This window comes from Phaeobacter sp. BS52 (assembly GCF_045040595.1).
Lineage (GTDB): Bacteria > Pseudomonadota > Alphaproteobacteria > Rhodobacterales > Rhodobacteraceae > Phaeobacter > Phaeobacter piscinae.
The window spans coordinates 36,880-50,821 of sequence record NZ_CP090663.1; the positions used below are offsets into that span (position 1 = coordinate 36,880).

A 13,942-nucleotide genomic window follows, 5' to 3' on the forward strand; every position below is an offset into this window, starting at 1 on the left:
GTGGATAACTTTAGGGTGGGCGTAATCAAAACCACGAAGACGCGAGTCACCCCGAAAGAGGCCATAAGGCCCGCACAGACGGGGGGCGGCAGAGCAGACAGGACAGTGACATGGCAGGCCAGATTTCAGGCCAGATGACCGCAGGCGGCGGGGCGCAGGGCGGGGATTTTTTCCTCTGCGATATCTTTGATGCGATCCCGAAAAACGATCTCGCCTCGATGGAACACCCGCTGTTCTCGCTTGGCACACGGCCGGACCGGCGCATTCTGAATTATGAGCACAATGGCGCCGAGATCACCGTGGTGCCTTCGGTCAAAGGGCTGGCGACGATCCACGACAAGGACATTCTGATCTTCTGCATCAGCCAGCTGATGGCGGCGGTGAACGCGGGCCGACAGGTCAGCCGCACGCTGCATCTCACGGCGCATGATCTGCTGGTGGCGACCAACCGGGAAACCTCGGGCGATGCCTACCGCCGCCTGCGCGAAGCGTTTGAGCGGCTGGCTAAGCACCCGCATCACCACCAATATCGTCACCGGCGGGCAGGAGGTCACCAGTGGCTTTGGCCTGATCGAGAGCTGGGAGATCGTACGCAAGGCGCGCGGCGGGCGGATGGTCAATGTGGTGGTGACGCTCAGCGAATGGATCTACCGCGCGGTGCTGTCGAAATCGGTGCTGACCCTCAGCCGCGATTACTTCCGGCTCAGGAAACCGCTGGAGCGGCGCATCTATGAGCTGGCGCGCAAACATTGCGGGCGGCAGGACAGCTGGCAGATCTCGGTGGAGGTGCTGTTGAAGAAATCCGGCTCGGCCTCGCCGCGCCGGGTGTTTCGCAAGATGCTGCGCGACATGATTGCGGCCCAGCCCTTGCCGGATTACGCGATGGAGGAGCTGCCGGGGGATCTGATCCGGTTTTCCCAGAAACATGCGGTGCTGGACAACAGCCAGCGCCCGCCGGTGCTGAGCGCGCGCACGCTGGAGCAGGCCCGCAGCCTGATCCCCGGCGTGGATGTCTATGCGCTGGAGGCCGACTGGCGCACGATGTGGGTGCGCTCTGGCGCGCCACGGCTGCGGCGCCCGGATGCGGCCTTCCTTGGCTGGGTCAGAAAACGCGCGGCAGAATAGGGCAGGGCGGGCGGCTGCCTCCTTTGTCAGAGCCGCATATACCCTCAGATATAGGTCAGCATTTCTGTCTAAATGTTTCGCACGCGAAACATTTGGTCCGAACCGGACCTAATTTGCAACGCGCCACCAGGGGGTGTTTGCCCACATAAAGACCCGCCCGGCCAGAGGCCAGGCGGGACGAAAGGATGGATGATCAGGTCCCCCCAGGTATGAAACGCCAGACGTCTTACCGGCCGCGCATCCCTGATCAGCCACTCCCCTCTCTCAAGGCGTTCGACATGCTGCGCAGCACCGGGCTGAGCAGGTAATCCGCCAATGTCTGCTTAGCCTGTCTCGATCATCGCCTGCGCGGGCATGCCGGGCAGGGTTTTGACATTGGGCAGCGCCGCCAGCTCTTCGGGCGGAATGCGGATGTGAACGCGGTAATAGGGAATGCCGCTGTTGAGATCGGCGATACTGTCAGCGGCCACCATGACCACCTCACCTTTCACCGGCGGGGTGGAGCGGAAACTATAGGCGGTGAGCTGCACCCGGGCCTGCCCGCCGGTCACCACCTCGTCAATGTCGGTGGGAGAGACGCGGGTTTCGACAATCAGATCGCTGCCCGAGGGCACCAGCTCCAGCACATTCTGGCCGGGGTTCAGCACCTGGCCCAGGGTGTTGATGGAGAGTTCCACCACCCGGCCTGCGTGCGGTGCGCGAATGGTCTGGCGCTCCAGCACATCCTCCGCCGCATCCAGCCGCTGGCGCAGATCCAGAATGCGTTCCTGCACCAGCTGGGTTTCGCTGGAAATCCGGTTCACCGTATCGCGGTGCACCTGCAGGATGCGTTCTTCGGTTTCGGCGATGCGCACCTGGATATTCTCGCTGTCGCTTTCCAGCGCGCCAAAGGTGCCCATCAGCCCGGTTTCCTGCAGCTGCCGGTCGCTGAGCCGGGTTTTGGGCACCAGCCCTTTTTCATAGAGCTTGTGCAGATCGGCGACCTCGCCCTTGATCAGGGTCAGCTGATCCTCAATTGCGGTGATCCGCGCCCGCCGCCCGTCGAGCTGCTTGCCCAGCTGAGAAATCCGGTCGCGCAGGATCTGCACCTGGCCCTCATACAGCGCGCGGTTGCTGGCAAAGACATCGCGCTGCACCTCAAACAGGGAGATCAGCTGCGGATCTGCGGCCATCAGCTGGTCCAGCTCTGCCGGGATCTCGATCTGATCGGCCTCGGCCAGTTCGGCCTGCAGCCGCGCCTGCTGGGCCAGAAGGCTGGCCATCTGGCTGGTCAGAATGGCGTGGCTGGCGCGCATCCGGCGCCCGTCCAGCACCGCGATCACCTCCCCTTCGGCCACCATGTCGCCCTCGGCCACATTGATCTCGCGGACGATGCCGCCCTCCAGATGCTGCACGCTGAGCCGGTCGCCCGCCACGGTAAATTCCCCCGAGGCCACCACGGCGCTGGTCAGCTCGGCTTTGGTGGCCCAGAACACCAGACCGCCAAACAGGCCAAAGCCGCAGACCAGCATCCACATCACCAATTGGCGCACGCGGGTGGGCGGGGTGCGGGGCAGGGTGAAGCCATCGGGCATCAGGTCCTGAAAGCCCCGGCTCATGTCAATTTCGCTGCCCCTGCGGGGCACCAGATCTCTGCTGTCGCTGCGGCTCATGACTGGGCTCCTTCTGTGGCGCTGGCTGTGGCACTGGCTGCGACACTGGCGTCAGCCCCGGTCCGGGCCTCACGGTGCGGCGTCAAATTGGTCACTTTGGGATCGCTTTGTGTCCGGCTCATCGGCTGGGCGGCGGCCTCAATGATCTGGCGCGCCTCGCCAAAGCGGGCGATGCGCCCCTCCTGCACCAGCGCGGCATGGCTGACCCGGCGCAACAGGTTGAGCCGATGGGTCACCACCACCACGATGGCGCCACGGGCGCAGGCCTCCTCAATGGCGGCGGCCAGCGCCTCTTCGCCTTCAGGATCGAGATTGGCATTGGGTTCATCCAGCACGATCAGCTTGCGCTCCCCAAAGAAGGCGCGTGCCAGACCGATCCGCTGGCGCTGGCCTGCGGAGAGGAAGCTGCCGCGCGGGCCGACCTCGGCGTTATAGCCACCGGGCAGGGCCAGGATCAGCTCATGCACCCGCGCCAGTTTGGCGGCGGCCACCACATCCGAGGGTTTGGCGCTCGGATCCATCATGGCGATGTTTTCGGCGATGGTGCCGCGGAACAGCTCCACCTGCTGCGGCAGAAAGCCGATGTGACACCCGATCTGTTCAGGGTCCCAATCGGTGAGGGCGGCATCATCAATGCGCACATGCCCCCGCACCAGCGGCTGCAGCCCCACCAGCGCGCGGGCCAGCGTGGTCTTGCCCGCCCCCGACGGGCCGATCAGCCCCAGCGCATGGCCTGGTTGCAGCGACAGGGTGACATCCAGCAGCAGCGGATCCTGCCGCCCCGGCAGCACCACGGTGGCATTTTCCACCGACAGCCGCCCGCTGGGTTCGGGCAGTTCCATCCGGTCGCTGGTGTCCTCGGCATGGGCCAGCAGCAGGTTCAGCCGCTCCATGGCGCTGCGCGCCTTCAGCAGGGCACGCCAGCCGGCGATGGATTGCTCCACCGGCGCGGCCGCCCGGCCCAGAAGGATCGAGGAGGCAATCATCAGACCCGGTGTCAGCTGGTTGTTGATCACCAGGACCACGCCCACGCCCAGCACCGCGATCTGCAGTCCCATGCGCACGGCCTTGGCCAGCGAGGTCATCAGCGCAACCCGGTCGGTGACCAAGGTGCCAAAGAGGATCGCGGTAAAGGCGCGTCCGCGCCAGCGGCCGATCTGGGCAGAGGTCTTGCCCATGGCGTGGATGATCTCGGCATTGACCATCATTTCCTCAACCGCGGCATTGGTTTCGCGAGCGGCCTCCTCAGAGGTCTTGCCCGGGGCCCGCCCCATCAGCTCACTCATCACCCCCAGCCCCAGCAGGACCAGCAGCCCGGCCACGGAGACCAGCCCCAGGATCGGGCTGAACACAAAGATCAGCGCGATGAACAGCAGCGACCAGGGCGCATCCAGCAGCGCGATGAACACCGGGCTGGTGACAAAGCTGCGCAGATCCTGAATGTCGCGGATCGGTTCCGCCGTGCGCAGCTTTGCAGGCAGGTTGCCGCTGATCATGCCCTGCAGCACCGCCGGGCTCAGCCGCGCCTCCAGCCGCGAGCCGAGGCGGGCGACGAGGCGTTGGCGAATAACATCAAAGAGAAAAAAGAACACCAGCGCGATCGCCGCGCCGGTGGTCAAAGCAATCAAGGTTGGCATGCTGCCCGAAGCCATGACCCGGGCAAACAATTGCAACATGTACAGCGGCGCTGTCAGGACAAGCAGGTTAACAAAGATACTCGCTACAAAAATTGAGGTGATGACACCCCGTTGTCCGTCAAAGACCCGTTTCGTCTTCATACCCGTGACCCCCCGGTTGCACGATGTGAAGTTACTGAAGCTGGCAGATCAGCGCCCTGGTCCAAGGTGGCAATCCTTGGCCGGGGACCAAATCGCTGTCCTGAACCAGGGCTAGACCCCCCCGGATGGCGGCCGCCACCCGGGAGGATCATTCCTTATGGCTCAGATGGTGTGACCCCAGATGTTGTCATAGCTGTCATCAAAGCCGTCATCGCTGGCGACAACGCGGATGGCTTCGTAGCTGCTCAGCATCACCTGTGGTGATCGCATTGATACCAACACCACCGGAGGGCAGGGCGTCCTGTCCCAGGGAGGTGAAGCCGTTGACATTGGTCAGACCTTTGATGACCACGGTGGCACCACCAACGGAAATCGTGGTGTCGGCGCCATCATCCATGACGCTGGCCACACCATCGAGGGCGGTAAACGCAGCCCCGTCTGAGGTGCCGGTGCCACCACCCACGTTGGTCACGCGGAAGGCCAGCACATCGTGGTCTTCATCAATGTCGAAGTCATTGATGCAGTCGATGCCATCGCCGGAGCTGAAGGAATTGCCATCCCACTCCAGATCGATGATGAAGACATCCTTGCCGTTGCCACCGGTCAGATCGTCATCTCCCGCGCCACCTTTCAGGTAGTCGTTGAAGTTGCTTAGCCCCGCCATGCAGCGTGTCATTGCCTTCACCGCCATCCAGGAAGTCATGGCCACGGCCACCATCCAGGTTGTCATCGCCAACTTCGCCATAGAGGCAGTCGTTGCTGGCGTCGCCGTTCAGGTCGTCTTTGCCGTTGCCGCCCAGAAGGACGTCATCGCCATTGCCGCCGTTCAGCTCATCGGCGCGATTGTCACCCATCAGCAGGTCGTCGCCATCATCGCCGTTGACGGTGTCTTCGCCGTCGCCGCCGCTCATGACGTCATTGCCAGTGCCACCATGCATCAGGTCATTGCCATGTCCGCCATACATCGTGTCATTGCCGGCATCGCCATAGAGCGTATCGGCCTGGTTGTTGCCATAGATCAGGTCATCGCCATCGCCACCTTTGACGGTGTCGTTACCGGAGTTGCCGAACAGGACGTCGTTGCCGACATTGCCGTGGACGCAGTCATCGCCTTCGTTGCCATAGAGCGTGTCATTGCCCTGGTTGCCATAAAGACGGTCCCGACCGGTGCCACCATAGCCGAGGTCGAAGCCACGGCCACCGATGATGACATCATTGCCGGCTTCGCCGTACATGGTGTCATGGCCAGAGCCACCGCGAATGCGGTCATTGCTCGACCTCGCCATAGTCCTGCGGTGTGTAGCAATCGGGGCAGTCAACGCCGCGCAGATCGGTTTCATCGCTGGTGTGCGCTGAAGAAACCGCCGTATTGTCGTCGTCGTCGCAGCAATCCCAATCGATATCATAGCCTTTGACCCGGGCATGGTCGCCAAAGATCAGGTCACCCTGGGCACCACCTTCGAGGACGTCGTTGTTGCTGCCGCCGCGGATCGTGTCCTTGCCAGCATCCCCGTTGACGTCGTCACGGCCTTCGCCACCATCCATCAGGTCACGGCCACGGCCGCCCTGCATCAGATCGTCGCCGGTCTCGCCGAACATGGTGTCACGGCCACCCTGACCATCCATGGTGTCATGGCCAGAGCCACCCAGCATGCAGTCATGGCCATCTTCATTGGGGCCTTTGCCAACCGGACCGCTGTCAGCACCAAAGTCGAGATCGTCGCCCTGCGCCTGACGTTCGTCACCGAACATCTCGTCATCGCCGGAGCCACCAATCACCAGGTCGTCACCAAGACCACCGGCCATACGGTCATCACCGCCCTGACCGTTCATCCGGTCATTGCCGCCACGGCCATACATGGTGTCGTCCCCGTCAAAACGGGATTCGCCAGCGCGGCCGCCGCGGTCACCCCACATGCAGTCATCGCCACCTTCGCCGTCCATGCAGTCGTCGCCCAGATCGCCATAGAGGTAATCTTCCGCGTCGCCGTTGGTCTCGTCGCCGTCGCCGTCATCGCCAAAGATCTGGTCGTCGCCATTGCCGCCAAAGACCGTGTCCTGGTCCTTGCCACCGAGCAGCGAGTCATTGCCGTTTTCACCGTCAATGTAATCGCAGCCATCGCCGCCATCGATCCAGTCATCGCCGTCGCGGGTCGCATTGGTGCCATTGCCACCATAAAGGGTGTCATTGCCGCCATCGCCGCTGATGGCGTCATTGCCGCCGCGGCCTTCGATATAGTCCTGCCCGGACTGACCCTCGAGCCGGTTGTTGCGCGCGTTGCCATAGACAGCATCATTGCCGCCGCCGGCTGCGGCATTGTCGCCGGCATCATGGTCATTCAGGTTGATGACATTGCCATCGCGACCACCACGCTCGGTGGTGCCATCGTTGTAATTGGGATTGAACTTGTCATCGCTGAATTCGATTTCGCATTCAGGATTACAGACTTCCCAGTCGGAACCTTCGTCTGGTCTACCCATCTTAAACATCCTCCTAATTAATATACCGGAAGTCTGATGCGCCCCCCGACGCGACCCCCTTTAGAAATCTGACCAGGAAAAATTGGGTGTGGAACCTGGTCAGTGACACAAGACCGCTTGGGTCTCTGATGGTGATTGCACCGCAAATCGGGCGGGGCGGATGCCCCCAAATGGGGACAAATTTTCCTCAAATTGTCGGTTTTCGGGGGCGCTGTGTCAGAGGCATGGCTGGCTCCGCTGCGAGATCTGTGGGACAGGCTTAGCAGCCAGACGGGGTCTCTCTACGGCTCTCTGTGCCAGGCAGGGGTTTGGGACAGCGATCCTGCCTGCAAGAGATATGGCGCCCCCGAAAAAGGGAGACTCTTTTTCCTTTGTTAGAGTCTATTCAGATGTGCTGTTCAGTGACTGGCCCGGATCAGCCGTTGTGGTTTCAACAAAGGCGACAAAGCTGGCCCAATGGACCTGAGCCGCGCTCCAGACGGTGCCTGAGGTGGTGGCGATCCGACTGTGATAGAGCGTGCCCGCGGCCAGACCGAGGGCCAGGATCAGGGCCAAGCCACCACCTTTGGTGATCCCGCGCTTCAGCCGCTGCCCCAGGCTGCGGCGGCGGGCGGCGGTGTCCTTGGCCAGCGCTTTGGCAAAGCTGTCGCGCAGCACCGGCTCCAGTTCGATACGCAGCGCGCCTTCCATCCGGTTCACCGCCTCTTCCAGCGTGTCCATACGGGCGCTCAGTGCCCTGCGGTCGGCCTCCGCCTTCTGGGCGTACATCTCGCCCAGCCCCTCATTGAGGGTGGCAAACATCCCGGTGATCCGCTTGTGCAGTTCGATGAGATCGCCCCGGGTGCCCAACGGCTGGGGACCGCCACGCAGATGCGCGGCCAGCTGCTCCAGATCGCCCGGCGCCAGAGCCGACCCGGCGGACCCCGTATCTGTCAGGCTGGTATCCGTCTGATCTGCCTCCGTCTGACCCGCTTCCGTCTGACTTGTCTCCGTCTGGCCCGGATCTGCCGGGTTTTGATCTAGGCGTTGATCTGGGCCGTTTTTGTCTGTGCTGTCCGTGGCGCTCTCCATATGTCTGTCTGAATGTCGGTCTGATGGGGCCTCTGCGGTCTGGGGCATCTTGTCCCCGCGCGCCTCGGTCGTGCGGCGGGTCTGAGCGGCCAGAGCTGCGGCGCCGATCGAGGCGGAGGTCGGCGCGACCGGTGCGGGTGGCCCCTGGGTGAGGCTCTCATGGGTCACCTTGTTCATGACGCTCTCCCCAGAGAGGCCTGCCAGGTCAGCCGCTGCGCCATTTCGGTGCGCCCGGCAACCTCAAGCTTGGACAGCACCCGCTTGGCATAGGTGTTGAAGGTCTGTTCCTTGATGCCTGCAATATGGGCCGCCTCGCGGTTCGAGAGGCCGAGCTGGATCAGTGCGGCCACCCGGGCCTCGCACGGGGAGAGGCCCATTTTCTGGGCCAGCATCTCAATCCGCTGCTGGTCGGGCTGGCGCGGCAGGATGGCCACCACCAGCGGATGGCGGGTGTCGGCGCAAAGATAACAGGTGAGCGAGACCGGCAGCCGCATGCCGGTGCTGGCATCCTGCAGGAACAGGATCAGCTCCTGACTGGCGCTGCCGCGTGGCGTATGACCGCTGCAGCGGAGGCCTCAACCGGTGTTTTGGCGCAGTCTTGCACCGCGGCGTAAAACGCGCGGGTCTCGCTGCTGTTGGCACAACGCAGCACGCCGTCGCTGTTGCGCAGCAGATTGCCCGCCGCCAGCATGTCACAGCCGGCCTCATTGCAGTCCAGCAAGCGGCTAGGCACCATCCAGCACCAGAACCGCGCTGTCGCTTTTGGTGGAAATGGTCCAGAGCATCGCCTCGGAGGTGTCGCGCGCGGTTTTGGGCTCCGGTGCGCGGGTCAGCCTCTCGCGCAGCGCATCCTCGCGGGCCAGCGGCCAGATCGCAGGCAGGATCTCGATGCAGTGGGCATCATGCTGGCTGCCCTCCAGATGCAGCGCGATCCGGTCTTCGCTGCCATCGGCAAAACGGCAGGAAAACACCACCCAGCGGCCCGATCTGTGACCAGAGGCATCCGCGCGCAGGGCGGCAGGATCCAGCCAGTCCGGCCAGCTGTTGGGATTTTCCTGCGGATCATGCAGTTGGGTGCAATGGCAGAGCGATCCGCTGCGCAGCAGGGCCTGCAGCGTGCCTTTGCTGCGGCTGTCCTGCGTTGGACCTGTCTGAGCATCACTGGCCTGAGATCCATTGGCCGTCTCGCAGGTGGTCAGCAGCAAACGGCCTGGCCCGGCAGATGCGGACCCGGTGCAGCCGGTGCAATCGATCTCAGCTATGGCCGTGGTGGTGATGGATGAAACTTGTCTTTGAAACGATCGCGCAAAAGCGATCTCGCCCGTGTGGATCACGGCGCCCCCGAACACATTCATGTTGCCCCCCGGCATATCAAAACGAATATGTCTCAGCCTAGCATATCGCCGCCGCGGTCAAATTGCGCAGAGGGGGTACCCCTTCGGACGAGGCGATTCCGGGCCATCCGGGGGCTGCCAGATGATCAACCAATAGGAGAACCCACAGGACATTGAGATTTCATCAATATCTAGCAGGATGACCCTAGGTAATCCACAAGTGACAGGGTAGGCCACCTTTTGAGTTTCCTGTAATGTTTATATTTTTCAATTGGTTGCATTTTGGCGGAGATCCGCCGGTTGTGAGCCCCGGTCTGAGAGACCTACCTCAGAAGAGGTATGAGCGCCGCCCATGCGGGGGCAAAGGGAGAGTGATTCCATCTTTGGCGGGAGGATTTGATCCAAAAACACATGCTTAGGTTGTTGATTCCTGCGAAAACTGGCCTGAAATTGAGAAATTCCCACATCTTTGGAGTCAGGCCAGATGAGGATATTCCTGTTGATAAAACAAAAGCCTATATCAAAAACAATACTTTAGGAGGGATGTATGGTGGCGCCAACATCTCTCCAGGAGGTAAGTTTTTTAACAAAAACGGATGGATTCGGGCTATTTTGGAGTGCCGCAAAGCGGTGCAGCGCCGATATGGGCTGCGATTTGGAGGCAGGGGCCAGAGGTATTGGGGCCCGTCATTTTGCAAGTCCCGATCACACCGCTGGCCGGGCCGTTGGCTGAGGGATCACTGAAGGGTTGCTGAGGGATCCCCCTGGCAGACGAGGCCGTAAAACCGGCCGTCATCTGATCGAAAGGACAGGACAGACACATAAGACAAGACCGGGGTGCCATCTGTGACGGGGGTCGCAGCCGCACCGCGAGGGCCAGGGCGGGATGTTCCAAACCCGCACCCAGGGCCCGGTGACCTCCCTGTTCCGGAGATCATTCATTGAGACCATCTGATCGTGTTTGGATCAGATTTTTAAGAGTATGGGGGTATATCATGCCTGTGCATATTGTGGGCGAAAGTCGCTTGTTGCGCGACATGTTTCTGGCCATTTGCCAGAGCAATGACTACCAGATCGGACTCTGCTGCGATGAGCTGTCAACGCTTGCGGGGTTGGGGGTCGACGATCTGGTTTTATACTACAGCCATGAAACGGGACCGGAACTGGTGGAGGAATTGCGCCAGTTCAAAGAGGGCAATGACGCCTCTCTGCTGATCCTGATCATGGGGCGGGAATGTTCCACCAGCATGCAGACTGCGCTCAGCGCCTATGCTGAGGCGGTGATCCCGCAACGCAAATCCGCAGAGGCGCTGATTGCGGCGCTGCGGGTGGTGCAAAGCGGCTATCGGATTGTGCCATCGGATATCTCTGCGGCGCTGCGGGCGGCGGATGTGACCACATCAGGGGGCGACCGCGCGGGTGAAACCCTGGGGCAGGGGGCCGCTTCAGGAGCGACCTCAGGGGTGATCTCTGGGGCAATCCCCGGGGCAATCCCTGGGACATCCTCGGGGCTGGGAGCTGGGGGGGAGACCGCTGCAGCGGGGTTGCTCGCAAAACAGGCTCTGACACTGGGAAAATGAACGGAACACTCAACGGGGAGGCCAGCCCAGCCCCGGCTGAGGCCGGGCTGGCAGCGCATCCGGGACAGGACCTGCGCCGCATGCCGGCCTCGGCGGCGGCCTGCGGGCTGTCCGGGCGCGAATGGCTGATCCTGACCAAGCTGATTGATGGCGCCACCAATAAATCCATCGCCAATGAGCTGGGCATCTGCGAGGCCACGGTGAAGGTGCATCTGCGCACCTGTTTTCGCAAAATCGGCGCCAAGAACCGCACCCAGGCAGCGATCTGGGCGTCGGAGCAATTCCTGTCCTGATCCCGCAATGCGCGGGACTGGGCAGGTCGGGACTGCGTCGGCCGGGCACCCATGCTGGGGGGCTGGGCCTCTGGTCGACGCAGATCACCCCGGGATCGGTCTTGCCAGTCCCGCTGTGAGGGGTCAGATCTTCAGCTGTTTGCTGGCAGGCAGGAGCGCGTTGATCTGGCGGGCGTGCTCGGGCATGCAGCGGGTCAGGAAATCATAGGTTTCCACCACATGGGCGCGGGCATTGGGGCCCAGATGGGCATAGGCGCCGGGATTGGCCAGCACATCCACCACCTGATCGGCCAGCGCGCCGGGGTCAAAGAAATCCACCAGCATGCCAGTTTCATTATGGGTCACCGCCTCGCGCACCGGTTCCACATCAGCCGCCACCACCGTGGCCTGCATCGACATCGATTCCAGCAACGACCAGCTCAGCACAAAGGGCATGGTCAGATAGATATGGCAGCGGCTGATGCGGATGATCTTGCACAGATCGCCGTAAGGCACCCGGCCGAGGAAATGCACCCGGCTCCAGTCGACGCTGTCGCCCAGCTCATCCTCCATCTCGCCACGCAGACCTGCGGGATGGGTGCTTTCGCGCCCGTAAGATGTCTCATTGCCGCCGATCATCAGGATCCGCGCATTGGGGCGTTCCGACAGGATCTTGGGCAGGGCGCGCATCATCACGTGAAAACCGCGTGCGCGTTCCATATTGCGGGCGATATAGGTGATCACCTCATCGTCGCGGCTGAGCGGCTTGGGCAGACGGCCGAGACCGATGCTGGCCTTGGCGTCCGGTTGCAGCCGATCGGTGCGGATGCCGTCATGGCTGACATAGATCTTGTCGTGAAAGCTTTTGGGGAAGCGGTCGCGCTGCCAATAGGTCGGGCTGTGGCCCAGATCGACCACATCGATATTGGCAAAGGGCACGGTGTTGCGGGCATGGGCGAAAAACCCGGCGTGTTCGCCGGGGGGATTTTCCGGGTCAAAGCCCACCAGACCGCCAGTGGTGCGGTAGAAATATTCAAAGAAGCCAATAATCGGCACATCCGGCCAGACCTCTTTCATGAAAGTCAGCTCCCCCCAGCCGGTATGACCGATGATGATATCGGGCTTGAAACCATCTCTGGCCTCCAGCTGGCGCGCGGCGAGGGCGGCGCCAATGCCATTGCTTAGCCGCGGCCTCCCAATCCTTGGACAGCCCATAGGCATCGGCGGCGGGCTGATGGTGGCTTTTGTAGGTCGCGGTGGAGACGCCGGGCAGCTTCACATCGTTCCGCTGGGTCAAAAACACGATCTCATGCTCGCCCTGATCGGCCAGCCACTGGATCATCTCCCGGTACTGGCCGGGCATGTTCTGGTGCACAAAGAGAAATTTCATGATCTATCCATGCCGCGAGAGCGCTGCGGGCGCAACCCTTTCGACAGGTGGGCACAGGCACAGATCGCGGGGCAGGGGGCGCGCCAGGGCGAAACCCAGGGCGAAACCATGGGCAGGGTTTCACCACCCGAGGTCTGCGCGCGGCTTTCCGGGCTTGTTCCCAGAGGTCACGGCGCTAACATGCGCGCAACGCAGCAATCCCGGGGGCTGCGGCTGCCGGAGACGCCTTGGCGTGGTTGCCGACCCCCTTTCCCAACAGGCCATGACCCCGGTTTTTACAGGGGCCCATGGTGAGTAACATCTGGTGATATATGAGAATCCTTTTCCACGCTCCCGTGCTTTCGGCCCATCGTCCGGATCCGGCGCTGTCCAGTATCCTGGGCGTGCCACCAACCGTGACGGACACGTTGTTTGGCCTGAAACCGGCGCATAAGCTGACCGGGAATCGCGGCAATATCATTCATGCCGAAGCCCCGGCCCGCAGCCTGCGCAAGGATCCCGAGGGGTCTGCGGTGGGCAATATCGCCAATCTGCAGAAAAACCTCGGCGACGGTTATGCCGAAGTCATGGCCGCGCATTTCGACATGATCGTGGTGTCGCTGGCCAATTTCATCCGCCCCAACCACGATGGTATCCGGTTGTTTTCCGCGCTTGAGGCGCTGGATGGGCGGGTGCCTTTTGTGGTACTGGGCGCCGGGATGCAGGGCAGCCATGCGTTTGAGGATCTGATGCCGGGCAACCGCGATCTTCTGGCGCTGCTCAATGAGCGGGCCAATCTGTTCGGGGTACGTGGCACCCAGACGGCAGAGTGGCTGGCGCAGAACGGGCTGGAGAACACCACCGTGCTGGGCTGCCCCAGTCTTTATGTCTATCCGCAGTCGATCATGGCCATTGACGGCACCGCGGCCCAGGCCAAGGGGCGTCAGGCCAATGTGATGACCGCGGGCCATTTCTCCATGCGGGAGGGAGCCATCGTTGAACGCGGCACCGAACTGGCCAAGGCGTTCGACAAGATCGAGGCCTCTTATGTGTTCCAGGATGAGATCTTTGCCTATGGCAAATTCATCAAGGACCGGTTTGGTTATAATGAGGGCAACAATATTGCCCAGCCGGAAGAGCTCAATCGCTGGCTGAGCCGCAAATGCGGTCATAAGGTCGATTTCAACCGCTATTACTATTTCTCTGAGGCTGCGCGCCTGGCGGCAGGCGGCGATGCTGCATGATGTCTATATCGGCGACCGTTTCCATGGCGGCGTGGC

Annotated in this window: 12 protein-coding genes and 2 pseudogenes; 4 read left to right on the top strand and 10 right to left on the bottom strand. The window is 62.1% G+C overall.

Features of this window, described 5'->3' with window-relative positions; translation table 11 throughout:
• Positions 1-218: 218 nt before the first annotated feature.
• A pseudogene (locus L0Z65_RS17605) lies at positions 219-1,125 on the top strand (replication initiator protein A).
• 323 nt (positions 1,126-1,448) lie between these two features.
• Here L0Z65_RS17605 and L0Z65_RS17610 read toward each other — a convergent pair.
• The 9 genes from L0Z65_RS17610 to L0Z65_RS17650 all read right to left on the bottom strand — a co-directional run bounded on the left by L0Z65_RS17610 (position 1,449) and on the right by L0Z65_RS17650 (position 9,462).
• Entirely contained in the window at positions 1,449-2,777 is a 1,329-nt protein-coding gene (locus L0Z65_RS17610) for an HlyD family type I secretion periplasmic adaptor subunit (RefSeq protein WP_392341681.1), read from the bottom strand.
• Positions 2,774-4,555, bottom strand: a complete 1,782-nt coding sequence (locus tag L0Z65_RS17615) for a type I secretion system permease/ATPase (RefSeq protein ID WP_096873607.1) — start codon at positions 4,553-4,555, stop codon at positions 2,774-2,776. The genes L0Z65_RS17610 and L0Z65_RS17615 overlap by 4 nt, the downstream gene beginning before the upstream one ends.
• Before the next feature lie 208 nt (positions 4,556-4,763).
• Entirely contained in the window at positions 4,764-5,231 is a 468-nt protein-coding gene (locus tag L0Z65_RS17620; protein WP_405112649.1) for a hypothetical protein, read from the bottom strand.
• On the bottom strand, positions 5,167-5,841 hold the full coding sequence (locus L0Z65_RS17625; RefSeq protein ID WP_405112651.1) for a calcium-binding protein: 675 nt from the start codon (positions 5,839-5,841) through the stop codon (positions 5,167-5,169). Before L0Z65_RS17625 ends, L0Z65_RS17620 begins: the two co-directional genes overlap by 65 nt.
• On the bottom strand, positions 5,822-7,036 hold the full coding sequence (locus tag L0Z65_RS17630) for a calcium-binding protein (protein ID WP_405112654.1): 1,215 nt from the start codon (positions 7,034-7,036) through the stop codon (positions 5,822-5,824). Before L0Z65_RS17630 ends, L0Z65_RS17625 begins: the two co-directional genes overlap by 20 nt.
• A 381-nt stretch (positions 7,037-7,417) precedes the next feature.
• Complete coding sequence (locus L0Z65_RS17635) at positions 7,418-8,284, bottom strand: hypothetical protein (protein ID WP_096873606.1); 867 nt, start codon at positions 8,282-8,284, stop codon at positions 7,418-7,420.
• Entirely contained in the window at positions 8,281-8,601 is a 321-nt protein-coding gene (locus L0Z65_RS17640; RefSeq protein ID WP_392341689.1) for a helix-turn-helix transcriptional regulator, read from the bottom strand. The genes L0Z65_RS17635 and L0Z65_RS17640 overlap by 4 nt, the downstream gene beginning before the upstream one ends.
• A gap of 29 nt (positions 8,602-8,630) precedes the next feature.
• Positions 8,631-8,840, bottom strand: a complete 210-nt coding sequence (locus L0Z65_RS17645) for a hypothetical protein (protein ID WP_405112658.1) — start codon at positions 8,838-8,840, stop codon at positions 8,631-8,633.
• On the bottom strand, positions 8,833-9,462 hold the full coding sequence (locus tag L0Z65_RS17650; RefSeq protein WP_392341693.1) for a hypothetical protein: 630 nt from the start codon (positions 9,460-9,462) through the stop codon (positions 8,833-8,835). Before L0Z65_RS17650 ends, L0Z65_RS17645 begins: the two co-directional genes overlap by 8 nt.
• 974 nt (positions 9,463-10,436) lie before the next feature.
• Here L0Z65_RS17650 and L0Z65_RS17655 point away from each other — a divergent pair.
• Together L0Z65_RS17655 and L0Z65_RS17660 are read left to right on the top strand one after the other, a co-directional pair.
• Positions 10,437-11,021: a hypothetical protein gene (locus L0Z65_RS17655; protein ID WP_392341695.1), complete on the top strand. Its 585-nt coding sequence runs from the start codon at positions 10,437-10,439 to the stop codon at positions 11,019-11,021.
• Complete coding sequence (locus L0Z65_RS17660; RefSeq protein ID WP_405112662.1) at positions 11,018-11,314, top strand: helix-turn-helix transcriptional regulator; 297 nt, start codon at positions 11,018-11,020, stop codon at positions 11,312-11,314. The genes L0Z65_RS17655 and L0Z65_RS17660 overlap by 4 nt, the downstream gene beginning before the upstream one ends.
• A gap of 123 nt (positions 11,315-11,437) precedes the next feature.
• Here the strand turns inward: L0Z65_RS17660 and L0Z65_RS17665 are convergent.
• Positions 11,438-12,683, bottom strand: a pseudogene (locus L0Z65_RS17665) (glycosyltransferase family 4 protein).
• Between the two features lie 311 nt (positions 12,684-12,994).
• Here L0Z65_RS17665 and L0Z65_RS17670 point away from each other — a divergent pair.
• Positions 12,995-13,906, top strand: a complete 912-nt coding sequence (locus L0Z65_RS17670; RefSeq protein WP_392341696.1) for a polysaccharide pyruvyl transferase family protein — start codon at positions 12,995-12,997, stop codon at positions 13,904-13,906.
• Positions 13,907-13,942: the final 36 nt, after the last annotated feature.